Source organism: Neobacillus ginsengisoli (assembly GCF_030813055.1).
In genome coordinates this window covers 25,044-48,889 of the sequence record NZ_JAUSTW010000016.1, presented here as the reverse complement: position 1 = coordinate 48,889, position 23,846 = coordinate 25,044, and the positions used below count along the sequence as shown (strand labels likewise).

Genomic DNA, 23,846 nt, shown 5'->3' with positions numbered 1-23,846 from the left:
ATTGATCAAAATGGATTCCACATTTGAGATTAATTATTTAATTTTCATAAAAAAGTTTGATCATTTTCTCAATCAGTGAATGCACACGATCCATAGAGAAAGACACTTTCCTTACTCTGGAAAAGCTCCCTTTCGTATTATAAGGTCAACCAGTAATTTTTTACTGGCTAACCTTATAATACGATCGCACCCATTAGCTCAATAGCTACTTACAGTATTTGGTATTACTTCTTAATATACTGGGTCCCAATTTTTCAGTCTTTGAATTAGAAAGACGCACCTGTACTTCTACATTTTCCATTTTCGCTGTAATTTCATCAAATCTTCCAGCCCAAGTTGTTCATAATGTTTAATCCATTGGTGGAGTAAACTAGGATGTACACCGATAGAATTAGCAATGGTTTTTCCTCCATCATTACCATTTATATATTCTTTTACTGCTTGTATTTTTTCTTCTGGAGATTGGTTGAATTGTTCTGTCTGTTTTTTCATCTTTACTAGTTGCTCCTGAGTAAAGTATTTTTCTACGTTCATATTAATCACCTCAATTAAATTAATAAACTGTTCTACCTTCACTTGTTGTTGAGAATTAACCAGCGTATACAAATTTTCTAATTGACTGCGCAGTTCTTCCTGTATTCGAATGTGCTCATTTAATCGTTCTAAATATAACCGTATGACTTCACTTGGATTAAAACTCTGATTTTCGATTAGTTCTTTTATCTCCTCCAAAGAGAAACCTAAATGCTTAAATGACATAATTTGTTGTAGCTTGGCGATATCCTCTTCAGTATAGAGCCTATGGCCTGTATCTGTATGACGTGAAGGAGAAAATAATCCGATCTTATCGTAATGATGGAGAGTCCGTACTGTAAGTCCAGTCTGATTGGCTAATTCTCCTACTTTCCAATACTTATTTTGTATAATCATCCCCTCATTTCGCGCGAATTGTTTTTACCGGTAACTTTACTTTACAACCTGACGTAGCGTAGGGTTCAAGTACTCTTTTAAAACTTTTTTGGTTGTTTATATAAATAACAATTTTCATAAAAAAAAGACGCCTTCTAATTTAAGAATAGCGCCCGATTCTTGAATAATTAACAAATCTTCTATTAGCTGATATTGAGGAATAAGAAAAGCACAGTTATTTGTATGCCTATTTCACATAATCAAGTGTTAGAGGAAGTATATTATTTTCACATTCCTATGCTATTGTTTGATTAAAAGTTTGTAATTCTTTTAATTTAACTAGTTCGACATTTTTTGAGTCCTGGTTTACAATTTCACAGTAACCTGAGCTATATATGTATATTATTCTATATAGTTCTCCTTCATATAACACGACGGATCCATTTTCTAATTTCTCTAACAAGCAGATACTCCCCCTTTTAAATCCTCTCTCTTTAAACAATTATAGGAATATCTTTTTATATATGTAAACCTTATTTTTTAGTGGTTAACAAAATACTTTATTGTATACCATATACAAATCTAGTTTACATAATCGTAAAAGGAACCTACCTAAATGAAACCCCTTGGGGCCAAAGAGTTTCATTTTATCGACATTTATCATTTATGCTGGATTTTATACATCGTTGATAAATCAACTATTACGCTCTCTCAATTGTGCTTGATGCTGCATAAAAAAGTGGGGGTTAATGAACCTCTTACTCAATTAAATGGACCTAAACATAAAGAAAAAGCACAATTCTTGCTGCAGAATTGCGCCCTTTAATGGAATAACTAGATATGTCTCAATCCTAAATCCACTGAATTGTTCTTCCACTAACGCCACCTTTACTTTAAGTGTATCTAATCACAAAAAAGGCGATGCCCTCTTGTGGCATCGCCAACGTTTATTCAAATTGTTTATTTCTTGGTACATAGTTGAATAATTTCTGCTGTTTTCAAAACACATTGTACTGTGTAATTGAATTAAATATCCAGTTTACGGGTACCGATTGATTTCACCATTTCAGGATCCCTATGAGAAAAGAATAGGCTCTCTTTCGTGTCTAACGTAGCAATTCTTTCCATATCCTCTTGATTTAATTCAAAATCAAAGATATTGAAGTTCTCAATCATTCTTTCTTTGCGAACAGACTTTGGAATCACAACGACTCCTCTTTGCGTTAACCAACGTAAAACCACCTGGGCAACAGATTTATTATGCTTTTCGGCTATTGACACCAAAATTTCGTTATGGAACATGTTGTTTCTTCCTTCAGCAAAAGGTCCCCAGGATTCTATCTGAACATTGTGCTCTTTCATAAATTTAGCACTTTCGATTTGCTGGTTGAAAGGATGTGTTTCAACCTGGTTTACGGCAGGAGTTACTTCATTATGAATAATTAAATCAATCAGACGATCGTTCTGGAAGTTACTCACTCCGATTGCCCTGATTCTTCCCTCGCGGTACAATTCCTCCATCGCGCGCCAAGAACCATATACATCGCCAAATGGCTGATGAATTAAATACAAATCCAAATAATCCAGTTGCAGTCTTTCCAGCGATTTTTCAAATGCTTTCTTAGTACGTTCATATCCTGTATCCTGAACCCATAATTTCGTAGTAATAAACAATTCCTCTCTTGGCACACCGCTCCGTTTAATGGCTCTTCCGACCGCTTCTTCATTTAGATAAGAGGCGGCAGTATCAATCATTCGATAGCCTGACATAATCGCGTCGTAAACAGCTTGTTCACATTCATTTTCATCTCGGATTTGAAAAACTCCAAAGCCGAGTATCGGCATTTCAACACCATTGTTCAAAATAACTTTTTGCATAAAAAATTCCTCCTAATTTTTGAAAATAAAGTGTATGTTAATTTGCTCACTCTTTTTGCGTAATCAGAACCTGCAGGATATCGATCTCCCAAACTTTTATTTTCGAGAGCGCATTGTTCAAATCACTCAGTTCCTCAGTAGTCAGTTCAAAGTCTACTGCACCAATATTTTCTTCCAGTCTCTCCAATTTACGAGTACCAGGAATGCCGGTTATATCTTTCCCTACTGCAATCTTCTTTATCAGTTCTACCAAGACCTGATTTGCTTCGAGATTCTCCGGTTGGAAGCGAGGAATAAAACTATCTTAATAAAATGATGGCTTCGCCCAATCTGTATCTGGTTCGCCTACCCCAAGACTGGCTTGAAGATATTTAGCACTTTTTTCTTCGATAATATCCATTATTAATTGAGTTACTGCTTGACGAGTAACTTGTGCACCTTTAAAAAGTTCTCCTTTTTGGGTAATCAAATATTTAGTATTACCAGCTTGGTTGTAAAGCCATGTTAATCTTAATAATGTATAATCCAGATTAGAATTCTCAAGCATCCGTGCAGATTCAATCTGGGAATACATTCTGGGGCTTCCACCGATCATACGTTTATTCCATTCACCGAAAACTCCCGGCACTTCATCATAAATTCCAAGAACGGATGCCGCGATTACTCTTCTCACTCCTGCATCATGCATTGCATCAATTATTGTTTTTGTTGATTCTTCATCACCCATGTCATTGATATACACAAGATCTACATCTTTCATAGCATCGACCAGTTTATTTTTGTCTTTAAAATCACAGTCAAAAATAACTTCCCGGCTATCATCAATGATAGTTAATCGCTTATGACCGTTTCTTGCATAAAGAACGATAGTATGGTCAGTTTTATTGAGCAATTCATTTGTCAGCATACGGGCTATTTGACCTGCAGCACCTAAAATTAAAATTTTCATAATACGTACTCCTCGTAGAATAAATTTTTTCCCATAGTTGATGTCAACCTTGCGCCACGCTATGACTCAGTAACCCAAGACTTTTTATTTTAAAAATCATCCCCGTGCGCTTGATAACGAACGGGCAAGGCCGAATGAGAAGACTGCGACCACAGCTGCAATTACGGCCGAGACGGCACTGATCCATGTGATCTCCATTATCGACCAGCCTCCCACGACGATTCCTCCGATTCCGGCGCCGGCGGCAAATCCGAGCTGCACGAACGAACTGTTCAGACTAAGAACGATACCGGAGGCTTCCGGAGCAAGCGAGACTAGGTTGAAGTTTTGAGTCGGCCCAAACGTCCAGCAAGCGATCTCCCAGAGCATGAGCAACATGACGGTAATGAGTACCGATGATGCAGAGACGGTAGACACCAACGCTAGGGTAAGAGCTTGGACGGCCATGGAGCCTAAAAGCGTGCGGACTTTGCCGATCCGATCCGCCAAAAAGCCACCAAGCCTGGAGCCGATTAAGCTCCCTATACCCAAGGTCATGAGAATGATGCTTATTTCCCGTTCCATCGTCGGCATGACGGCTTTCAGAAAGGGGGTAATATACGTATCGACAATCGAAAAGCCGATAAACACGAAGAATGTTACACCAAGGGTAACCATGATTCTCGGCTGCTTCAAGAGAGCAAAACGCTTGCCTAGAGGAACTGCCCCTTCGCCTTCCATGGCCGGAATCGCCCGTGCGACGGCAAAGGTTGCTAGCAAGCTTAAAAGGCCGATGGCCCAAAAGATCATCTTCCACCCAAATGCCGCTGCCACCATACGGCCCAAAGGAACGCCAAATACTAGGGAGGAGCTAAAGCCCATTGCGACGTTGGACATCGCGCCGCCCTGACGTCCGGGAGGAGCCAACTTTGCAGCTATTCCATAAGCGGTGACGACGAAGACGCCTGTTCCGACCCCAAGTATAACGCGAGAGGCCATAAGGAAGCCGAAGCCTGGAAGGGCGAGCATCGTAACGATGCCGACTAATATGATTGCGAGAGCCATTAGTAATTGCTTGCGCTGATTCATCTTAGCCGTCGCCACCATTACAAGGGGCGTGCCGACTGCGTTACCGAGCGCAAATACGGTAACAAGCTGTCCCGCTGATGATACCGATACACCTGCGGAAGCTGCGACTTTATCCAGCATGCCCACGATGCTGAATTGTGATGTGCCAACAATGAAGCTGATAAGAGTCAGCATGTATATTTTCCATGTGTTATTCATGGTGATCTATCTACTCCCTTATCTATAATTTGATATTTTTTTGATGAAAATAAAGATGCGCAACAACTTGAGCATCCTTATTATGCAACAGATGAAATCACGACTGGTATCACAATCGTATCAAATGATTGCCTAATACTATCACAGCCATTTACGCAACAGGAGAATAAGAATTATAATTGGACCATCAATGATGAAGAAATAAAAGGAGAATTTTATGTTTGAACAATTATACAAACAAAGAGTTGAGCTCGCCAAAATCATAGAGGGTCATACAGGACTGGACGGTTCTCACATGACTGATATTCCGTCTTTATTTTTCTCCCGTTACTCCAATGATACTGGACCAAGTTACGGACTTCACAAGCCTTCCTTATGCATTGTCGTTCAAGGAATGAAAGAGGTATTGCTGTCACAGGAACGCTTTAGGTACGGCCCTGCCGATTATCTTGTTGCATCCGTCAACTTGCCTATTACCGGACAAGTCACGGAATCATCTTCCCAAGTTCCGTATTTGGCTCTCAAACTTGAATTTACGCCGACCCAAATCTTAGACGTTTTACGTGAATTTCAAATGGGAGTTGACAAGAAGGAAAATGCTAAGCGAGGAATGTATGTCAGCAAAATAGAGACATCTCTACTGGACGCGGTAACCAGATTAGCTCGTCTGTTAGATAATCCTAAGGACATCCCGGTACTTGCTCCTCTAATTATGAAAGAAATCATCTATAGGGTTCTGCAAGGAGAACATGGGGGGATGCTGAAACAAATAGCAATAGAAGGAAGTTCTACCCATCAAATCAGTGACGTGATTGAACATATCATGAATCACTATGAGAAGTCTTTTAAGATTGAGGAACTTGCGGAAATAGCAAATATGAGTGTTTCTTCACTTCATCGGCACTTTAAAGAGGTAACCGCGATGAGCCCTATTCAATTCCAAAAACAACTGAGACTTCAAGAAGCCCGGAGCCTATTATTATCCGAATCAGCGGATGCAGCAGATGTTGCATTCCGTGTTGGCTATGAAAGTCCATCACAATTCAGCCGTGAATATTCGCGCATGTTTGGTGAAACACTTCACAAACAATCTTTTTATCAGTATTCTTAATCTTTCTGTTTCCTCCACAATCTGGCCCGATTGTTGAATACTAAATAGCCTATGCTCCAGATGGTCTAGGCTATTTTTTACGAGTTTCTTCCATTATATCTAGAGTACGACGTAATTCCATTCGAATAACAAACCGTCCTAATTTATCTACTCCCCTGAAAATACCTGTAGATTTCATTCATGCACACTTGTGGCACCATAGAATCTTTTTTCTATCTACAATATTTGCACCAAAATTTGTCAAATAGACTCACTTTTTTGAAATTTTAAAATTATTTCAGTAGATTTTTGTAGTTTTTCGAATGATTATGTAGTTCCTATTATATTATAAATTAAAACTACGTTTTTGTTAGAGAGAAGAAATATGAAAACGCTTAACAATATTTGTAAGTTTCTAATTTCGAAACCTGCCTGTGATGGGGTTATCAGTAGAAGTGATTACAGTCTCGTTTCATTAACCATTGAAGGTGTTCATTAAGGCCCTTTCAAGAATTGCTTTCTGATGAAATTTATTCATCTACTGCTTTAACAAATACGTATGCGGCCATGAAAGGAGTGGTACAAGATCAATATAGCATAATAAAATTACATTTTTATGGTTTCTTACCAGAGCGACAAAGAAAGCATTATCTTCCGCTGTATTAGCATCCATGTCTATACGGATGATTAGCTAACTCTTCGAATGAAGCTGATATATTAAACCCTATTAACAAATGATCTTACATTAAAATCCCAGCAGCAGGCGGCACCAACGCCGGCACTGACTCTACTTCGACTCCAACCATCGTCTATCAAACTGATGTCCTAACTGCTTCAATATAAACTACTAAATTTTAATAAGAGGTGGTAAAATGCAACAATTACTACAAAATATAGTTGGCGTAACAAATGATTTCCTTTGGTCAAAATTATTAATTATTATGCTTGTTTCTTGCGGAATTTATTTCACATTTAAATCGAAATTTGTACAATTCCGCATGTTAAAGGAAATGGTCCGTGTTTTAATGGAAGGGAAAACTGGTTCTAAAGACAACATTTCCCCATTTCAAGCGTTCTGTATCGGTATGGCCGCTCGCGTTGGAACAGGTAATATCACAGGAATTGCGATTGCGATTGCATTAGGCGGTCCTGGAGCAGTATTCTGGATGTGGATTATTGCTATTATTAGCTCAGCATCCAGCTTTATCGAAAGTACGTTAGCGCAAGTATATAAAGTAAAAGATAAAAATGGTTTCCGCGGCGGTCCATCCTATTATATGGAAAAAGGATTAAACAAACGTTGGATGGGAGTATTATTCTCCATTTTAATTACGCTTGCTTTCGGTCTTGTATTCAATTCTGTACAATCAAATACCGTTACAATTGCTTTTGAGAACTCATTCGGTACAGATCGTTTAACTGTAGGGATTATCATGGCACTTGCTTTCGCTGCGATTATCTTTGGCGGTGTGACGCGTATTGCAAAAATGGCTGAATACAAGGTAATGATTCTAGCTGTGTTATACATCGGTGTTGCATTATTTGTTGTAGCTACGAACATAACAAAAATGCCGGAAATTCTTTCTCTTATTGTTCAAAACGCATTTGGCTTTAAACAAATAGCAGGCGGTTCAATCGGCGCAGCGCTCATGAATGGAGTTAAACGTGGTTTATTCTCGAATGAAGCTGGTATGGGGAGTGCGCCAAACGTTGCCGCAACAGCAACAACAAGCCATCCGGTGAAACAAGGACTTATTCAAGCATTTGGCGTATTAACGGATACACTGGTCGTCTGTACAAGCACAGCATTTATTATTTTGCTTTCTAATGCTTACAAACAACCAGGGCTAAGTGGTATTGCCCTTACACAAGCAGCATTAAGTGAACACATCGGTTCCTGGGCATCAGGCTGTCTTGCTATCTTTGTTTTCCTATTTGGATTCGGTGCGTTAATTGGTAACTATTATTATGGGGAAACAAATATTAGATTTTTACACACAAGTAAAGTATGGGTGATACTATACCGAATAAGCGTGTTAGCCATGATTATATTCGGTGCGGTTGCAAAGATCCAGCTTGTATGGGATTTAGCGGATTTATTTATGGGCCTTATGGTTATCGTAAACTTGATTGCTATTGCATTACTATCAAAAATAGCCTTTGCTGCGTTACATGATTACATGCAACAGAAAAAAGCTGGCAAAGATCCTGTTTTTTATAAAGACAGCATTAAAGGTCTTGAAAACATTGAAGGTTGGGAGCATTCTCAGGATGCTTCAACTTCAAAAAAGGAAAAAGCTATGTAAATAATACAAAAAGATGTTCAGATACAGTACGCAGTCTGAACATCTTTTTATTGGTTCTGGTATAAAAACATCTATGATTGTTCAATATCAGTAATATTAGATCCCAAAATTAAAATGATTTCAATCAAAAATAAAATCAAAATAACAGGTAAAATGATTTCTGCAAGCCGAGCTATAACCTCCATTCCACTATATAAAGCGTATGAAATGGCAATCATAAATACGCGAAGTATGATCCAAGTAGGGGTACCCGGTAAAAATGGAGCCGATGGTCCACCCATTTCTTAGCCTACCCATCCCAGATCGACTGCGTTTATTTTAATATACCCTTGATGAGCTCTTAAAGAATGTTGAATTTATTCCTTATCTAGAAAGTTGTTTTGTAGGACTATGCATGTAGTTTCTTAGTAAAATAAATACCACCCCTAATACTAACGATAATAATCCCACTAATACGACGTATTGTGTACCTAATTCTGAAATAAATAATCCACCTACAGCTGTACCAATTGTTGTTCCTAAGTTAACAGATGATAAAAATAATCCATTCGCGAAATCAGGAGCTTCTGGAGCTGCAGACGTAATCCAATATTGATTAATATTAGTTCCTATACCAGCCAATATTCCCCAAACTAAAGTTATGATTGCCATAGGTAAAGTAAATTGTCCTAATAAGAATAAAACAATGTAAACGGCTCCCAATGCAAAAGGAAAAGATACTACAGATTTGATGGCATCTTTAGTAAGTAACTTCCCTGCCACAATGTTTCCAATAATATTTGCCCCCCCGAATATGACTAACATTAAACTAATTGATTTACCAGAGGTATTCGTAACGGTTTTAAGATACTCAGCAAAATAACTATACACCCCAAATATGGCTGAATTTAGTAAAATGACAGCAACAATGGAAACCCAAGTAATTGGTTTTTTTAATACGCTTACCTGTGCTCCGTAAGAAAGTCTTTCTTTAACAGGCATAGAAGGGAAAAATACTAATGTAGCAATAAATACTATAGCGTTCACGATGGCGAAAAATGCCATTGATATTTGAAACGAAACTGTACTAGCAAGAAAACTTGCGATTGGTACACCAACTACCATACCCGCAGATACTCCAATAAAAACTTTTGAAACAGCTTTTGGAGCTTCTTCCTTGCGAACTGAGTTAGCAGCCATTGTAAAAGCTGCTGAAAAATAGATTGGATGAAAAATGGCTGGAATCACACGCGCAATTATTGCAATGGCATAGTTAGATGTAAATATAGAGACAATGTTACCTAGAACGAAAATACCAAGTACAAGTAACATTGCCTTCTTACGATTTATTCCCGAAAATAATAACGGCATAGTTGGGCCAGATATTGAAACAGTAAGTGCGAAGAGACTCACCAGCCACCCGGCCTTAGATACACTGATATGAAAGTGATCAGCAATGTAGGGTAATATCCCTATAACCCCCATTTCAGTATTTATGATGCCGAAAGCCCCTATGGTCAATATAAATATAAGTAAATTATTTCGTTTAGACAAAAAAGCAACTCCATCTTCAATTATTTACAATTAGGCAGGAACGTTTCTCCACATTCTTATGCAGGTTCAGACATTTGTATCAAAGCAAACTACTGAGACCTGAATTTCACCATATTCTACCTTCCGATAATTCAATATGATTCTCTTTTTCAATCATTTTTTTCAATTGTAACTTTATAATAGACATTTATACTTTTAAGTTTTTCTACCCCAGATAAGATCTTACCTAATTTGATCAATCCATTTGAAAACCCATGATCCAGATAAAATATAGCCAAATTTCCCTATGTGGAATAATAAGTGAAATCTCCAACTAATGGTATACAGCCTAATGGTACATCTTATTTTGATAATCTTTTAGGTAGATAACTAATTTTTTGTTTATCAATCACTGATGGCAAACGTAACCTGTACATTCCCCAACAAGCTACGGGGCAATTTTTTCATTAGGAGATTTTATAGAAGTCGACCTGTAGGACGAATATTATTTCCTAATCGCAACATCCATTAGATAACTTGTTTTGTTGGACGAATCAAGATTTCACTTACCGCAACAGTTTCAGGTGTGCTAATCGCATAAGCTACTGCATCTGCGATATCGCTTGGTTTCAAAGAAAGACCTTCTCCTGCAGCCATAAGATTTTTTACCCATTCCCGATCTTCAGGAGTATTAATAGTTGTATAAAGTTCAGTACTTACAGCACCTGGTGAAATGATCGTTGAACGAATATTGTTTTCTCTTTCTTCCTGCCGCAATCCCTCCATAATCGCTCTAACTGCAAACTTAGTCCCACAGTATACAGCAGACCCTGGATAAACAACATGTCCAGCTACGGAATCAGTTGAAATAATGTGACCGGACTGTTGTTGCTTCATAATAGGTAGTACAGCAGCAATTCCATTTAAAACACCCATAATGTTAATATCTAACATTTGACGCCATTCATCAAAGCGAGTTTCTGAAAGTGGCGCTGTCGGCATGACTCCAGCGTTGTTGTAGAGTACATCTACACGACCATATTTTTCGATTGCCAAATTTACAACTGCTTGAACTTCCTCTTTATTCGATACGTCGGCAACCGCGTATGAGATTTCAGTGTTTGGTAATGATTCAATAAGAGCTTTCAATCGATCTTCACGACGAGCAGCAATCACTAATTTTGCTCCTTCTTGTGCCAGTTTCTTGGTAGTTGCTTCACCAATCCCACTTGATGCACCCATAATAATAACAACTTTATCTTGAATATTAGACATAATTAATAACGCCCTTTCTTAATATTGTTTTGAAAATAAAAAAATCATCATTGATTGCTTAAACAACATACGTTTATTATTATAAAGAGAAACAGGATGCATACAATGGTTAAATTAACGCAATTCGTTGTTTATCCAACAAATGAATCAAAATTGTTGATTATCTATAAGAAAGTTTGGTGACCTACTATGTCCAAAGTGGATAGAAGAATAACCAGAAGCCAAGATTCTATTAAAAAAGCTCTAATCGGACTGATGTCCGAAAAAAGTTTTGATGACATTACCATTCAGGATATTTCTGACAGGGCAAATGTTAACCGAAGTACCGTCTATCTTCATTACTTGGATAAATTTGATCTATTAGATAAAGTCATGGAAGAACATATAAACAATATGGGTAATTTTTGTGAGTCGGCAACTGAAATGGATTTTATAGAGTCAACTGTACACTGTATGGAATACTTTGAGAGTAATTATTTATTTTTTTCGACGATGTTAGCGAGTGAAGGAGCTCCATATTTTCGTAGTCGGTTCCTTAAGTTTAATATCGAAGAGTTCAAGAAAGATGTGGACATAACTAAAGGAAAAGATTACGGACAAAGTGAAGATGTAGTTGTTCAATTTGTTGCAAATGCTTACGTAGGGGTAGTTGAATGGTGGTTAAAGAATGGAATGCCTTATCCACCTCGTGTAATGGCAGAAAAGGTGGGGGATTTGTTAGAGAGGATTGTATAGGTTCAAGAAAAAAGAAGAATATATCTAGTTAGAACCTTTACGGCGGTGTTTCAAATGTAGCAGGAAACTTCCAAGGTTTCCAAAACTTGCTCATCAAATTTTCGTTAGATTCCAAGCAAACCGATAAGTAATAGAGTGCTTACATTACAGTAAAAAGGCTATCTGAAATTCAGATAGCCTTTTATTTCTATTTTCTTGAACCAAACAACCTGAGAATATACAGAAACATATTGATAAAGTCGAGATATAAAATAAATGCACCAAGCACTGGATAAGTTGCATATTCTCTGTTTGTTGTTATTTTTTGCGTATCATATGCTGTTAGCCCAATGAATAAAACAACGCCGATGATACTAATGACAAAATCCATCGGACCGCTTCCGATAAAGAAATTTACAACAGATGAAAGGATAAGCCCGATCAACCCCATGAACAGATAACCACCCCAGCTGTTCAAGTTCCTTTTCGTTGTTACTGCATAAAAACTTGATAACCCAAACACTCCAGCAGTAGTTACAAATGCTGAGGTAACACTTGATTGAGTGTAAGCGAGCAAAATTAGACTAAGAACAACGCCAGTGGAGATTGAATATAAGATAAACAAACCGGTTGCCATGACTGGGTGAATTCTTGTAATGAAAAAGCTTAATACAACAACCAACCCTAATTGAAACAGGACAATAAGGAAAAATGAGTTTCTTGTTAATTCAAGTGCTGCCATGTTTTGTGATACTTCGTATGAAGTTAACGCAGTTATCAAAAGCCCAATGAACATGTAGGCATATACTTTCGCTAAAACACTTTGTTGCTTTTCTTTCGATAAAGAAATAGTACTCATTTCTTTCACCCCTTATCTAAAATTATTATCATTATATACCCTTTATATTGTATGTCAATTTCTTTTTGTCTCCTTTTTTATAAAAAGATGCCACCCAAATTGGGTAGCTTCCAGCGCGCTAAAAAATTAGGATATTCTTGCCCTTCTTTCTTTAATTCCGCCATTTAGTTAAATAAAATCATTCACAATCCTACATCAGAGGTTAATTATATTGTGACATTCCAAGCTATTGATACGAATGTAGGACAGGGATCGCGATTGATAGATTCAAACAGATCTTAGACTTTTAATAATCGTAAGGAATCCTATACTCCTTATTGTTGAGGGGTATAGTTTTTTTAAGTCTCTTAATCTATTGGATAATTGAAACATAAAATTGTTCTATCCTTATTCAACCTACTTCGTTAAGTGTAACTTTTCAGAAAGTATTCTTTCCCCTCCTGCTTCCTCCACAATCTAGCCCGCTTGTTAAATAAAACAAAAACTTAACCAACTAATCTTCACAAAACTAGCTTCAGTTCATTAAATAAATTTTTATCCTATTGATAAATAGTCTTTGCTCCCGATGCTTAAAGGCTACTTTTGACGAGTTTCTTCTATAATATACGCCATTTAACTAAATAAAGACCAAGAAAAATGGACTGCTGAAACAGTCCATCATTGTTCAATTCTTGCGCCCTTTAATGGAAGATTGATAATGAGAGTGTTGGGGATTATGATTTTCAGCTATCGTACCCGTTAGTTTAGTTTTCTTGTGGTCTTCTATCCATGAACCGTTCGGTATTTTTTTTAAAACAAACCAAATTTTTCGTAATGGCAATGATAATCTAATGGTCCAATTTAGCCTATAATATATACACTTTATCTTAGAAGTCCTTATAACTTTAATCCTTCATACCGACTGCATATCGCGCTGCGATGGTGTAAAATACTTCCTTGGGCTCCCAAGGCAGGTCGGGGTAAGTCGTGCCGTGGCTTTCTTGCAGCACTCGCACGATCCCGTAAGACGCTCGATCAAAATCGTAATTGGGGTCTTCGTCGTACGGCAGGTTGTGGGAAGCAAAGGTACACCAGAATGCTGTGTCGACTCCAGCTTCTTCGAAAACGTTGACGCTATCGATGAAGTATTGGCTCTGTTCGGACTCATCACGCTCGTAGCTGCCTGTCAGCCGAACTGCACGCGCACCGTCCCACTCGACGATGAACATTCCGCGTGCGCCCAGATTGAATGCACCCTTGAAGGTCGTGCATCCGAACTCGGAGATCACCAGAGGCTTATTTGAGCTGGCCAGCTTCTTGATTGAATCAGCATAGAGATGAGCAACCTCAACAGAGTTGTAGGCGTCGACGGCGATGAAGTCGAAAGGTTCCCAGTTCACAGGTTCGATAGGCAGGGACGCGTATGTAACACGACCCCCGAATCGGGCTCGCACGACGTCTACAGCACGTACTAGGAAGCCGTTGAGCAGAGTCGGTATTTTGGCGAACGCGGCACGGCTAACCGTCGGTTCGGACAAAGCAGCGAGGCGATCCGGCAGAGTCTCGCCGGGAAAGAAGCCGCGGGTAAAGAGCATGAGTTCGGCACCCGTTACCATGACCACCTCCGCCCCCGTAACCCGGAGGCGTTCGGCGCGTTCTGCACAGTCCGCGAGCAAGTCAAGCAACTCTTCTTGGTCAAGATCGTTTGTGAACGGTGAGAACCATACCTCGAGGCCTACTGCTGCTGCCGCTTGTGCAGCGATCTCCAGGCGAACGGGCTCGCCGCCTGTCACTCGTACGGCAGTGCAATGCAGGTCCCGCCGTATAATTTCCATCTCCCTGTACACTCTCGCCGCATCGAAATTGGGGTGTGTGCTTGTTCCTTCACTTAGGAATCCCGTGTCATAGGTCACTCCACGCATGCGCATAATGGACTAACTCCTTTCGTTTTCAAAAAACATAGAATGCCTAAAAGTTTGGTTACTAATTAAATAGGTATCCTAAGTATATGCAAATAAAAGTAGATATTTAACTAAATTGTTACTTGATACACTGCCTTAAACTGACAGTTAGTTTAAGTACATGTCTTCACAATCCCTCACCAATATTAATATAAATATCCAATTTAGTTTGGAAGCTTTATTCCATTAAATGGCCCGTTTGTTGAAGAAACTAATGACTTAAGCAACTAATCTTCACAAAGTTAGCTTCAAAGTACATAAAAAAATTATTATTCACATTGAAATAGTCTTTTCTCAAGTTGAGTAAAGGCTATTTTGACGAGCTTCTTCTATAATGAGTTCGTAAAAGTGTGTTAAAAATAGAGAACGTTCATAAATTAATTTTTAAGTTTTCGTTCGTAAAAGTGTACTTTTTTCGAACGGGTGTACATTCTCTAGGAACAATGTCTCCTTATTTATCTGAGAATTATTAGAACCAATCAGTTCGCCGATCGGTACGACGATCTGTACGGCGACGGTCGGTTCGGCGATCAGTACGACGGTCTGTAGGAGGGTCATCATCTTCAATTAAGTAATTTGATAAAGCATCGTCTTCATCTCGTGCATGACTAGATGGTGTATATACAAATGATCCTCCTGTTCCTCCTAATAAACGGAATAATGCAACAATTAATGCTAAACGGATTAGTAAACGTACAATTCGGCCTCTAATTCTAGTTCGCATAATTAATATACTATTCCAGAACGAAGCCATTCCACTAGTGGAGGATTGGACTTCCTAAATAACACTAATGCTTTAGTCAAAGGTTAAATAATCGTCTTTTATATGAACATAAATGAATAGGACATCATAATCACTATCTTTCGATGGGAACTGCCAAGTTCTGCTACCTGATTCTCAAGCATAGAGAATCTTAATGTTAAAGTCTTCCTCGACTTTTTTCAATGATTTTAAAATGGGATCTCTCAATTTTATTACCTCAATTCGGCTTCCTTACAAATTTTAAAAACATTAAAGCCACATTATCATTCAGCGTACGTACTAACCTTAATTAAATTCAATAAAAAAGGGTATTCCTTATTCAAGTAACGGACAGGTTTATAAATTTGGGATCTCCTGATTTTTTAATACTGTCAGGTTGATAGCAAGTGATTGTACCCCTAATTTTTGTTTATTCATTCATGTTCCAACAATTTTTTCTCCTCTTGGAGTTACGCTATTTTGGTCTGGTTCTAACGTAATTCCAATCTTATCAAAGGCTTCATTTTTTTGAAGTTCATATGTCAAAATACCTGAACCATCGATATTGGGTTTAAATATCCCAGCATTTTTCCGTTCTCCTTTGTTGATTAACCAAACTTGATAAACCATTTTGCCCTTTGCTTTTTGAAAGTTGTTTACTTGTACAACTAGCTTTTTTTCGTCTCCTTGCTGCACAATAAAAGCATGTCCATTAGCTTCAAATCTATTTTGATCGACGGATGATAAAGTAAGTGTAGATAATATTTCAACTGGCCGATTGCTTAGTTCTTTAACAGATAACGTTTGATTTCTAATTTGAATATTTTCAATAGTGAATACCATTGTTGTAATGAATAATGTTAAAACTAATACAGTGGTCAATGGTGTAAATTGCTGTTTGTAAAAAGTAAACCACTTTTTTAGGGTACTTACGAATGAATCTGATTCCTTCTGCTGTGATTCAAATACAAAATCAAGCACTTCAGATTTTAATGATTCCGGTACTTCCGCTTCCTCAAAATCAAATTGGAGTGCTTCCCATGCTTCTTTAATCTGAATATAGTCTTTATCACAATTTGGACAGCTTTTTAAATGGTTTTTAAAATCTTTTTGTTCATCAACACTGAGCTCGTTTGCAATATAAGAAAGTAAATGATTACATTTCCTCTCCATTAATACGCCCTCCTGGAGTCAAATATTTTCTTAATTTTTTAAGAGATTGATGGAGTCTATTCTTAACGGTACCTAATGGCTCATCTTCCATTTGGGCAATTTCATTAAGCGAATATCCTCTCCAGTAAAACAAATCAATCAATCTCTTTTGTGATTGAGATAATTTATTCTTTGCTTCTTGGATTTCAGTATTATTAATTTTATCTTCAATTTCATTTCTTGGATCTTCTAATTCAAACTGGTGGCCAGAATTCATAGGTTCCGCCCACATCCTATTAAGATTTTCTTTACTATCTTTACGAATATAATCTATACAAATATTTCGAGTGATAGTAAGTAACCAATTTACAAATTCACCCTTAGAGGTATCATATGCGCTTTTTGTCATCCAAAGCCTCAAAAATACTAGTTGAATAATTTCTTTCGTCTTTTCTTCATTCCCCTGAGTAAATTTAAAAACGAAACTATATATTAATCTAACATAACGGTCATATATTTCTTCTAATGCAGGACGATGCTTTTTGTTCACTAACTTCATTAATTCATAATCGCTCTTATCTTTCACTCTCTCCTGCTCCTCCCCATGATGTATTTTTAAAAAGGTTTTTGATTAAATTATATTATTTGAGAATAAAAAAGGAACAAATCAATTTTACTGATTGTTCCTTTTTAAGGGATGTTTATTTTAATGAAAGGTAGTTTCTGTGTTTACAATATACCATATATCCTTAACTCCTTGCCCATTCACTTCTCCCTTTACTTTATCATTAACGAAATAGTAAAGTGGGTAACCCTTATAGGTTACTTGCTTTTCTCCTGTATCTTTTCTTGCAATGGTTCCAAAATCAGATTTATTGAAGCCCGATGGGACTTTAAAGTTTTCAGCAGTAAATGGTGGCCAATTTTTCAAACATTCTCCACTACAATTACTTTTTTTAGATTCATCTTTCTTAAAATAATAAAGAGTCATTCCTTTTGAATCAGCTAAGTATTTTCCGACTTTTTCGTTTTCTAATAATTGTAATGTTAATGGATCCTGACTTTTAACGTTTTCATTACTAGAAGATTTCGCACTTGTTTGAGTACTTTTGGTACTTTCTCTAATACCATTGTTACAAGCAGCTAACATCAAAATTGTGGCGAATGTTAATACGATAAATAACCATTTTTTCATCCTAGTTCCTCCTCAAAAATTATTTACATTATTGTTAACGCTTCTAGTTTTCAAAAGGTTTGAAAAAATTAATATTTTTTTGATTTCTCAAACCCTTATTTATATTTCACAGATGAGCAATTGTCTTTTAAATAATTTTGTCCAATTACTAATGCATTTTCATAATCCGAATAATACTTTCAAAATAATGGTCAAACTTAGCATATACACTAGATGTAATTAGTAAGAAAAGATCATTGAATTCAGCAGAAGCAGGAAATATTTACTTTAATTTAGCCAAGACCCGTTTGGCAAATGGAGTTTCTCTTGAATTTAGTCAAGTCACTAAAAATAAAGAACTTCGAAAATACCTTGAAACGAACATAGGTAATATAAATAAAAACTTTGGCATTTTTTCTTCATTGTTACTAGAAGACAATCTTCACGTTCCACAGTTATTGAATACACTTGTAACAAATTCAACAGTTGCACCTATCTAGTACAATTCTTCACAATACAATTTACTTTTAAAGAGTTATTCCATAAAATGGCCAGTTTGTTGAAGAAAAGACTTAAGCAACTAATCTTCACAAAGTTAGCTTCAATGTACATAAAAAAATTATTATTCACATTGAAATAGTCTTTTCTCAAGATGAGTAAAGGCTATTTTTGACGAGCTTCTTTTATAATGAGTTCGGAAAAGTGTACTTTTTCGAACGATGTATTAAGACAAATGAAAATATTAACTTTCCTGAGTGATGAACACGTTTCATATAAATGTACCTTATTGAGATAAGAATAGACTGAACGGTAAAAACTGATCAGTCAATAAATAATTACCTTACTCCACTATAGCGCCCGATTGTTGATTATCAAAATAAAGTCTTATTGAAGAAAGCAACCAGTTAATTAACAAACAAGCTTAGCCAGACAAGGTATATTCATATTCTAGTCATTAATTAGTTACTTTTATTGGTTCAAGATTCGCAGATAAGCCTTCCAAGGTCCAACATCTTCTTGATATCGTTTCGCCAGCACTCTTGTAATTTGAGATATGTGATTGAGATCATGTGCAACCCATGTTGATATTTGTTCTCTAAGTTTTACAATTCCGAATTCGGGGTGAACACCTGTTTGTTCTAAATTAGTATGAGAATTAATTAAATTTCTTAAATTTTCTAGGTTTTTCCGACGGATTTTCGTAAACTCACTAAGTAATTGCTCAATTGTTTTCTCTGCGTTTTGATGAATCTGACTAAACCGGTCAAATGGAGGGAATGTTTCAGTTTTTCCTTTTAATATAATCATTTCTATACGTGGGATCCAATTATTCTTTTCACCTTCGATAAGATGTCCTACTACATTAAAGGCATTCCAAGTTGCTTCACCTTCATTACAAACAATCCATGAGTTCGATAATCCAATTAGCAAATTACTAAGTGTTTTTGGCGTACGTTCTAGAATTTCTATTGCTTCCTCGAACTGAAAGTTCACTTTCATAACCTCCTTAAACAATTAAAAATGTCAATTATCTTGTGGTTTTACCGTTTTTACCCTCTACTTTATAGAAAACTTGAACTATATGATCGAAGTTCTATTAGACTAAACAAAGTCAGTAGCAGAATCCCCGATTAGTTATCAGACTGACAACGGTACAACGTTACTAAGTAAACGCGCCCTTTAATTATATAAAGCTTCTTTTAAAGCTCTATAAGTTTCTTTTGTTGCTAATTGACTAATAGAAGCTTTAGGTTCTATTGCTTCAAACTCATGGAAACAACCAGGATATAAATGAAATTCTACAGGAACGCCTGCATTAGTTAAATTCATGACATATTTGATTGTTTCATCTCTAAATGGATCAAGTTCTCCCACAGCTGAATACGTTGGTGGTAAGTTTGAATAATCTTTTACTCTAGCTGGTGCAGCGTACATCGGAATATCACCAGTTACGTTTTTCAAATACATTTTCCAAGCAAACATATTAAATTCCTTACACCATACACGCTTATCTGTAATTTCATTACACGATTCTGAATTACAACGATCATCAATCATTGGAAATAAAGGCATTTGAAATTTAATTTTCGGCCCTTTTCTATCTCTTGCCATTAATGAAAGTGCTGCCGTTAATCCGCCACCTGTACTACCACCAACTACAGCAATTCTATCAACATCAACATTTAAAGATGACGCATTTTGTGAAAACCAAGTTAAAGCAGCATAGCAATCTTCTATAGCAGCAGGATAAGGATGTTCAGGTGCTAAACGATAGTCTACTGAAACAACAACACAATTTACAGCCTCTATGATTTCTCCGCATTTCGCATCATTCCCTTCTACTGATCCAAAAATATAGCCGCCACCATGAATATATAAAACCCCGGGTAACATAGTTTCTTGTTTCTTTGGACGATAAATCTTGACACTTACTTTTGGAGTATCTTTTAATCCTGGAATCCATTGTTCTTCTAAAAGAAGATATTCATTTTTATAAGAAACTATAGCTTGTTTTCCTTTATTTCGAATATCATTTAAAGTTTCTTCTGAAAGTATCATGTCTGTTAAAGATGAAAATACATCTTTCAAATCTGGGTGTACTCGCTGTTCCATTATTTCATCTCCTACTTTATTAACTATTTTTCAAATATTCCAAAATATTCATGAACGTTCGCTCATTTTCAGGTGAAATCATTGTATTTAAAATAGACTCCGCTGTTTGTTTATAAATACTTCCTTTTATATAGTCTTTGTCTACTTCAACAAGCTGAGCTAATGATTGTGTAGTTGTTTCTAAATGAAATTGTAATCCAACTACATTTTTATTATATATAAAAGCTTGATTTACACAGGCCTCCGTTGAATACAGCAATATGGCTCCTTTTGGTAATGTAAACGTATCTCCATGCCAATGAAGAACATGTAAGGTATCTGGAAAAAACGTAAAATCTTTGGAAACTTTTTGAATTTCACCAAACCCCACTTCTCGACCATTAGGATTAACTATACACTTCAGCACCTAGCACAGATGCAATTAATTGTGCACCTAAACAAATACCCAGAACAGGCTTACTAGCGTCCATTACTTCCTTTAAAAACTGTTTTTCTTGTTCTAGCCAATGAATTGAGTCATGTACGCTCATCGGTCCGCCTAAAATGATTAACATACTTACTTCATCCACTGAAGGAAGAGGCATCCCTTCATATAATTTAATGAGTGTATATGAATCTAAACTTTCTAAAATACCAGGCGTCTCAAATGGTACATGTTGTAGAATAAATGTTGTCATACTATGAACTCCTTTTTCAAATGAAACAATGCTAAATTTTTTCTTTTATAATCGAATTTGAGTTAGTAACTTATTAAATTATCAAGAATGATTGATTTTTTCTTTCTAATGATAGGGTATAATAATACTGTCATTATAGAAAGTGGCAGTTTGAAAAGAATTTTATAGGACAGTTTTGGAGGAAAATATATGTTTTTTTATTTTAATCAAGATAAAGGAACCCCCCCGCTTAGGTTTACCTGGAGAAGGACATGAAAGAATTAGAGTCTTGCGAATTAAGTGGTTAAAGAGGCGTTTTTTCAATAAGTCTTATTCCATTAAATAGCCCGTTTGTTGAAAAAGAAAATGAGTTACACTCTTTATGTGAAACCTAAATTTTTAATAATAGATGTACATAAATTTATAAAACTTATGATAATGATAAAGTATTCCCTATTGATAGAAGCCTTTGCTCTTGTTGAGCAAAGGCTATTTTTTTACGAGTTCTTTCTATTATATATAGGTACTTTTCAATTTTATTTCGTACTTCTTAACTAACTTATAAAAAGTTGAATTTTTAATCCCTATTTCTTAGTCAAAATCAATTTCATATCGCGTTTGTAAACTTCTTCAAGTAACTCGTCAAAATCTGCCATCGTACCGAATTCATCCATAATATCATGATAGTCAGAAATATCATAACCATTATCATCATTGGGCGATTTGTACATAGGGTATAACCATATCACATCAATACCTAAATCCTTAAGATAAGATTTGACCATCAACCTATTAGAAGAAAAATTAACGCATTTTGATCGATCATGTACGGTATTAATCTATCTAAATTGACCTTTTTTAGTTAAATGACAAGATAACAAGATCAAATGGGAGGATTACAACATCTAGTTCGACTTTTTCGGGAATAAAATAATCACCGGTCAGTAAATTTAATACTCTTTTTCCCTTTAGGTTGAACGGTATATCAACCCTGATCCTCGTATTGGAATTATTGTATACAAATACGATCGTTTGCCCCTGGTATGTTTTTGTATACATCACATGATTTGTCTCATTGTTAGCTGAAAGAATTTGAAACGTTCCTTTATTTCCAAATGCCTGGTTTTCTTTACGTAACTTGATTAACTTGGAAACAAATTCAAGTAAGTCTTGATCTTGCTTGTCTTCTTCCCAAATCATACATTTACGGCATCCCGGATCCATATCGCCCGTCATTCCGATTTCGTCTCCATAATAAATACATGGAGATCCTGACGAGGAAAGCAGAAACGTAAACAGCTGTTTTACTTTCATTGTATTTTCGTTGCAGACTGAGGCAATCCTGGGAGTATCATGACTTCCAAGTAAATTGAATGCGACTTCTGTTACATTTTCCGGATACATTAAAAGAGCTTCTGTTGTTTTACTTACAAATTCTTCTGCGTTTATCTTCCCTTGAGCAAAAAATTGAATAGCAGCGTTTGTATATGGATAATTCATTACTGCATCGAATTGGTCCCCTTGTAACCAAGGCATAGAGTCGTGCCAAATTTCGCCTAAAATATATAGATCCGGCTTGACTGCTTTCACTTCTTTCCTAAATTCCCTCCAAAAATCATGGGACACTTCGTTTGCCACATCTAACCGCCAACCATCAATATCAAATTCCCTTACCCAATAACGTCCTACTTCTAGTAAATATGCTCTTACTTCTGGATGACCTGTATTTAACTTTGGCATTGCGTAAGTGAAGGCAAATGTATCATAATTTGGTATAGGCTTCGTTTGGACAGGGAAATCGTGAATATAAAACCAATCTTTATACTTTGATTTTTCCCCGTTCTCAAGAACATCTTGAAATTGGGGGAAGTAGAAACCACTATGATTAAACACAGCATCAAGCATCACCTTGATTCCCTTTTCATGACATACCTGTACAAGACGTTTAAATGTTTCTTTATCACCAAACTGAGGGTCAATCTCCATATAATCAATGGTATCGTATTTATGATTGGAATAGGCTTTAAAAATGGGAGTGAAATAGATACCTGTTATCCCTAATTGAACTAAATAATCAATATGTTGGATAACTCCTTCAAAGTCTCCCCCGAAGAAATTTGTTGGAGTTGGCTCTAAACTGCCCCAAGTTAATGTTCCTTCGGGATCATTTAGTCTATTACCATTTGCAAAACGTTCAGGGAAAATTTGGTACCATACAGTATCCTTTACCCATGCAGGAATCTGAAATACATCCTCTTCATTAAGAAATGGGAATGTGAAGTAGGTGGAGTTATCATCTAATGGCGCATTATCCCAAAACCCCTTTTCTGTGTAGACAAGCTTATTTTCACCGCATAACAATTCAAATCCATATTTTAAACGTCTAAATTTGGGTTCAATTGCAGCCTCCCAGTAATCAAATAGATCTGTCCTTCCTTTTTTGGTCATCTCTATCTTCTCCCATGGTTTCCAACATGCGACACCTTCTTTTGTTTGCCCCCATGAATATGGATCACCAGAAATTAGATACACTTTTTCCACATCGTTCCTTTTTGTCCGTAAACGTAAATGTAATGTTTCTTTATTGTAAGCATAAGCAAAATTATTTTTGGGCCTATGATATATAGCTTCTTTCAACATGATTAAGTTCTCCTAATATTCATTTTGGCAACGCTTTCCTAACTGACTTTAGGTTATTTAAAACTTAAAAAGAGACAAATTACATTGTGCTAATAGCCTTGGGCACATTTATAAATGAAATAACAACAAAGTAGCTACGTCTCCATAATTATTTGATTAAACCTACCATAG

24 protein-coding genes and 5 pseudogenes are annotated in these 23,846 nt (G+C 36.4%); 5 read left to right on the top strand and 24 right to left on the bottom strand.

Annotation, left to right across the window (positions count from 1 at the left end):
- Window positions 1-205 precede the first annotated feature (205 nt).
- The 3 pseudogenes from J2S10_RS26265 to J2S10_RS26255 form a co-directional block, all read right to left on the bottom strand.
- A pseudogene (locus J2S10_RS26265) lies at window positions 206-337 on the bottom strand (hypothetical protein); the annotation flags it as partial.
- A pseudogene (locus tag J2S10_RS26260) lies at window positions 331-492 on the bottom strand (transposase); the annotation flags it as partial. The pseudogenes J2S10_RS26265 and J2S10_RS26260, both read right to left, overlap by 7 nt.
- A 174-nt stretch (window positions 493-666) precedes the next feature.
- Window positions 667-930: pseudogene (locus J2S10_RS26255) on the bottom strand (MerR family transcriptional regulator); the annotation flags it as partial.
- A 595-nt stretch (window positions 931-1,525) separates the two neighbouring features.
- Here J2S10_RS26255 and J2S10_RS26250 point away from each other — a divergent pair.
- Window positions 1,526-1,735: a hypothetical protein gene (locus J2S10_RS26250; protein WP_307413966.1), complete on the top strand. Its 210-nt coding sequence runs from the start codon at window positions 1,526-1,528 to the stop codon at window positions 1,733-1,735.
- A 200-nt stretch (window positions 1,736-1,935) separates the two neighbouring features.
- On the opposite strand, the gene J2S10_RS26245 is transcribed toward J2S10_RS26250, so the two are convergent.
- The 4 genes from J2S10_RS26245 to J2S10_RS26230 all read right to left on the bottom strand — a co-directional run bounded on the left by J2S10_RS26245 (window position 1,936) and on the right by J2S10_RS26230 (window position 5,002).
- Window positions 1,936-2,787 (bottom strand): aldo/keto reductase, encoded by an 852-nt coding sequence (locus J2S10_RS26245; protein WP_307413965.1) that lies wholly within the window; start codon window positions 2,785-2,787, stop codon window positions 1,936-1,938.
- Between the two features lie 46 nt (window positions 2,788-2,833).
- The gene (locus J2S10_RS26240) at window positions 2,834-3,040 is read right to left on the bottom strand and encodes a hypothetical protein (RefSeq protein ID WP_307413964.1); all 207 of its coding nucleotides are present in this window, start codon (window positions 3,038-3,040) and stop codon (window positions 2,834-2,836) included.
- Window positions 3,041-3,091: 51 nt separating this feature from the next.
- Window positions 3,092-3,736, bottom strand: coding sequence for an NAD(P)H-binding protein (locus J2S10_RS26235; protein WP_307413962.1), 645 nt, complete (start codon window positions 3,734-3,736; stop codon window positions 3,092-3,094).
- 96 nt (window positions 3,737-3,832) lie between these two features.
- Window positions 3,833-5,002, bottom strand: a complete 1,170-nt coding sequence (locus J2S10_RS26230) for an MFS transporter (protein ID WP_307413959.1) — start codon at window positions 5,000-5,002, stop codon at window positions 3,833-3,835.
- Between the two features lie 217 nt (window positions 5,003-5,219).
- Between J2S10_RS26230 and J2S10_RS26225 the strand changes: the two genes are divergently transcribed.
- Both J2S10_RS26225 and J2S10_RS26220 read left to right on the top strand, forming a co-directional pair.
- Window positions 5,220-6,113: an AraC family transcriptional regulator gene (locus J2S10_RS26225; RefSeq protein WP_307413956.1), complete on the top strand. Its 894-nt coding sequence runs from the start codon at window positions 5,220-5,222 to the stop codon at window positions 6,111-6,113.
- An 851-nt stretch (window positions 6,114-6,964) separates the two neighbouring features.
- Window positions 6,965-8,398 (top strand): alanine/glycine:cation symporter family protein, encoded by a 1,434-nt coding sequence (locus tag J2S10_RS26220; protein ID WP_307413954.1) that lies wholly within the window; start codon window positions 6,965-6,967, stop codon window positions 8,396-8,398.
- Window positions 8,399-8,469: 71 nt separating this feature from the next.
- Here the strand turns inward: J2S10_RS26220 and J2S10_RS26215 are convergent, their stop codons facing one another.
- From J2S10_RS26215 to J2S10_RS26205, 4 genes are all read right to left on the bottom strand, one after another.
- The gene (locus J2S10_RS26215) at window positions 8,470-8,679 is read right to left on the bottom strand and encodes a GerAB/ArcD/ProY family transporter (protein ID WP_307413953.1); all 210 of its coding nucleotides are present in this window, start codon (window positions 8,677-8,679) and stop codon (window positions 8,470-8,472) included.
- An 82-nt stretch (window positions 8,680-8,761) separates the two neighbouring features.
- Complete coding sequence (locus J2S10_RS26210; RefSeq protein WP_307413951.1) at window positions 8,762-9,931, bottom strand: MFS transporter; 1,170 nt, start codon at window positions 9,929-9,931, stop codon at window positions 8,762-8,764.
- 149 nt (window positions 9,932-10,080) lie between these two features.
- Window positions 10,081-10,209, bottom strand: coding sequence for a hypothetical protein (locus J2S10_RS27590; protein WP_370876296.1), 129 nt, complete (start codon window positions 10,207-10,209; stop codon window positions 10,081-10,083).
- Window positions 10,210-10,438: 229 nt separating this feature from the next.
- Window positions 10,439-11,185, bottom strand: a complete 747-nt coding sequence (locus tag J2S10_RS26205; RefSeq protein WP_307413949.1) for an SDR family oxidoreductase — start codon at window positions 11,183-11,185, stop codon at window positions 10,439-10,441.
- A gap of 189 nt (window positions 11,186-11,374) precedes the next feature.
- Between J2S10_RS26205 and J2S10_RS26200 the strand changes: the two genes are divergently transcribed.
- The gene (locus J2S10_RS26200; RefSeq protein ID WP_307413947.1) at window positions 11,375-11,920 is read left to right on the top strand and encodes a TetR/AcrR family transcriptional regulator; all 546 of its coding nucleotides are present in this window, start codon (window positions 11,375-11,377) and stop codon (window positions 11,918-11,920) included.
- A gap of 187 nt (window positions 11,921-12,107) precedes the next feature.
- Here J2S10_RS26200 and J2S10_RS26195 read toward each other — a convergent pair whose 3' ends face one another.
- The 7 genes and pseudogenes from J2S10_RS26195 to J2S10_RS26165 form a co-directional block, all read right to left on the bottom strand.
- The gene (locus J2S10_RS26195; RefSeq protein ID WP_307413946.1) at window positions 12,108-12,758 is read right to left on the bottom strand and encodes a Bax inhibitor-1/YccA family protein; all 651 of its coding nucleotides are present in this window, start codon (window positions 12,756-12,758) and stop codon (window positions 12,108-12,110) included.
- Window positions 12,759-13,642: 884 nt separating this feature from the next.
- Entirely contained in the window at window positions 13,643-14,665 is a 1,023-nt protein-coding gene (locus tag J2S10_RS26190) for a hypothetical protein (RefSeq protein ID WP_307413944.1), read from the bottom strand.
- Between the two features lie 502 nt (window positions 14,666-15,167).
- Entirely contained in the window at window positions 15,168-15,422 is a 255-nt protein-coding gene (locus tag J2S10_RS26185; protein WP_307413942.1) for a hypothetical protein, read from the bottom strand.
- Window positions 15,423-15,427: 5 nt separating this feature from the next.
- Window positions 15,428-15,668 (bottom strand): annotated as a pseudogene (locus J2S10_RS26180) (DNA polymerase beta superfamily protein); the annotation flags it as partial.
- 210 nt (window positions 15,669-15,878) lie between these two features.
- Window positions 15,879-16,613: an anti-sigma factor gene (locus tag J2S10_RS26175; RefSeq protein ID WP_307413940.1), complete on the bottom strand. Its 735-nt coding sequence runs from the start codon at window positions 16,611-16,613 to the stop codon at window positions 15,879-15,881.
- On the bottom strand, window positions 16,597-17,178 hold the full coding sequence (locus J2S10_RS26170; RefSeq protein WP_307413939.1) for an RNA polymerase sigma factor: 582 nt from the start codon (window positions 17,176-17,178) through the stop codon (window positions 16,597-16,599). The genes J2S10_RS26175 and J2S10_RS26170 overlap by 17 nt, the downstream gene beginning before the upstream one ends.
- A 120-nt stretch (window positions 17,179-17,298) precedes the next feature.
- Window positions 17,299-17,787, bottom strand: coding sequence for a hypothetical protein (locus tag J2S10_RS26165; protein ID WP_307413936.1), 489 nt, complete (start codon window positions 17,785-17,787; stop codon window positions 17,299-17,301).
- 218 nt (window positions 17,788-18,005) lie between these two features.
- Between J2S10_RS26165 and J2S10_RS26160 the strand changes: the two genes are divergently transcribed.
- Entirely contained in the window at window positions 18,006-18,266 is a 261-nt protein-coding gene (locus J2S10_RS26160; RefSeq protein ID WP_307413989.1) for a DUF3231 family protein, read from the top strand.
- A 469-nt stretch (window positions 18,267-18,735) separates the two neighbouring features.
- Here the strand turns inward: J2S10_RS26160 and J2S10_RS26155 are convergent, their stop codons facing one another.
- The 6 genes and pseudogenes from J2S10_RS26155 to J2S10_RS26125 all read right to left on the bottom strand — a co-directional run bounded on the left by J2S10_RS26155 (window position 18,736) and on the right by J2S10_RS26125 (window position 23,675).
- Window positions 18,736-19,260 (bottom strand): DinB family protein, encoded by a 525-nt coding sequence (locus J2S10_RS26155; RefSeq protein ID WP_307413933.1) that lies wholly within the window; start codon window positions 19,258-19,260, stop codon window positions 18,736-18,738.
- A 186-nt stretch (window positions 19,261-19,446) separates the two neighbouring features.
- Entirely contained in the window at window positions 19,447-20,379 is a 933-nt protein-coding gene (locus J2S10_RS26150; RefSeq protein ID WP_307413930.1) for an alpha/beta hydrolase, read from the bottom strand.
- A 19-nt stretch (window positions 20,380-20,398) separates the two neighbouring features.
- The gene (locus tag J2S10_RS26145; protein ID WP_307413927.1) at window positions 20,399-20,749 is read right to left on the bottom strand and encodes a type 1 glutamine amidotransferase; all 351 of its coding nucleotides are present in this window, start codon (window positions 20,747-20,749) and stop codon (window positions 20,399-20,401) included.
- A 16-nt stretch (window positions 20,750-20,765) separates the two neighbouring features.
- Window positions 20,766-21,056, bottom strand: coding sequence for a type 1 glutamine amidotransferase (locus J2S10_RS26140; protein ID WP_307413925.1), 291 nt, complete (start codon window positions 21,054-21,056; stop codon window positions 20,766-20,768).
- Window positions 21,057-21,631: 575 nt separating this feature from the next.
- A pseudogene (locus J2S10_RS26135) lies at window positions 21,632-21,808 on the bottom strand (alpha-amylase family glycosyl hydrolase); the annotation flags it as partial.
- 85 nt (window positions 21,809-21,893) lie between these two features.
- Window positions 21,894-23,675 carry an alpha-glycosidase gene (locus tag J2S10_RS26125; RefSeq protein ID WP_370876295.1) on the bottom strand — a complete coding sequence of 594 codons (1,782 nt, stop codon included), beginning with the start codon at window positions 23,673-23,675 and terminating at the stop codon, window positions 21,894-21,896.
- Between the last annotated feature and the right edge of the window lie 171 nt (window positions 23,676-23,846).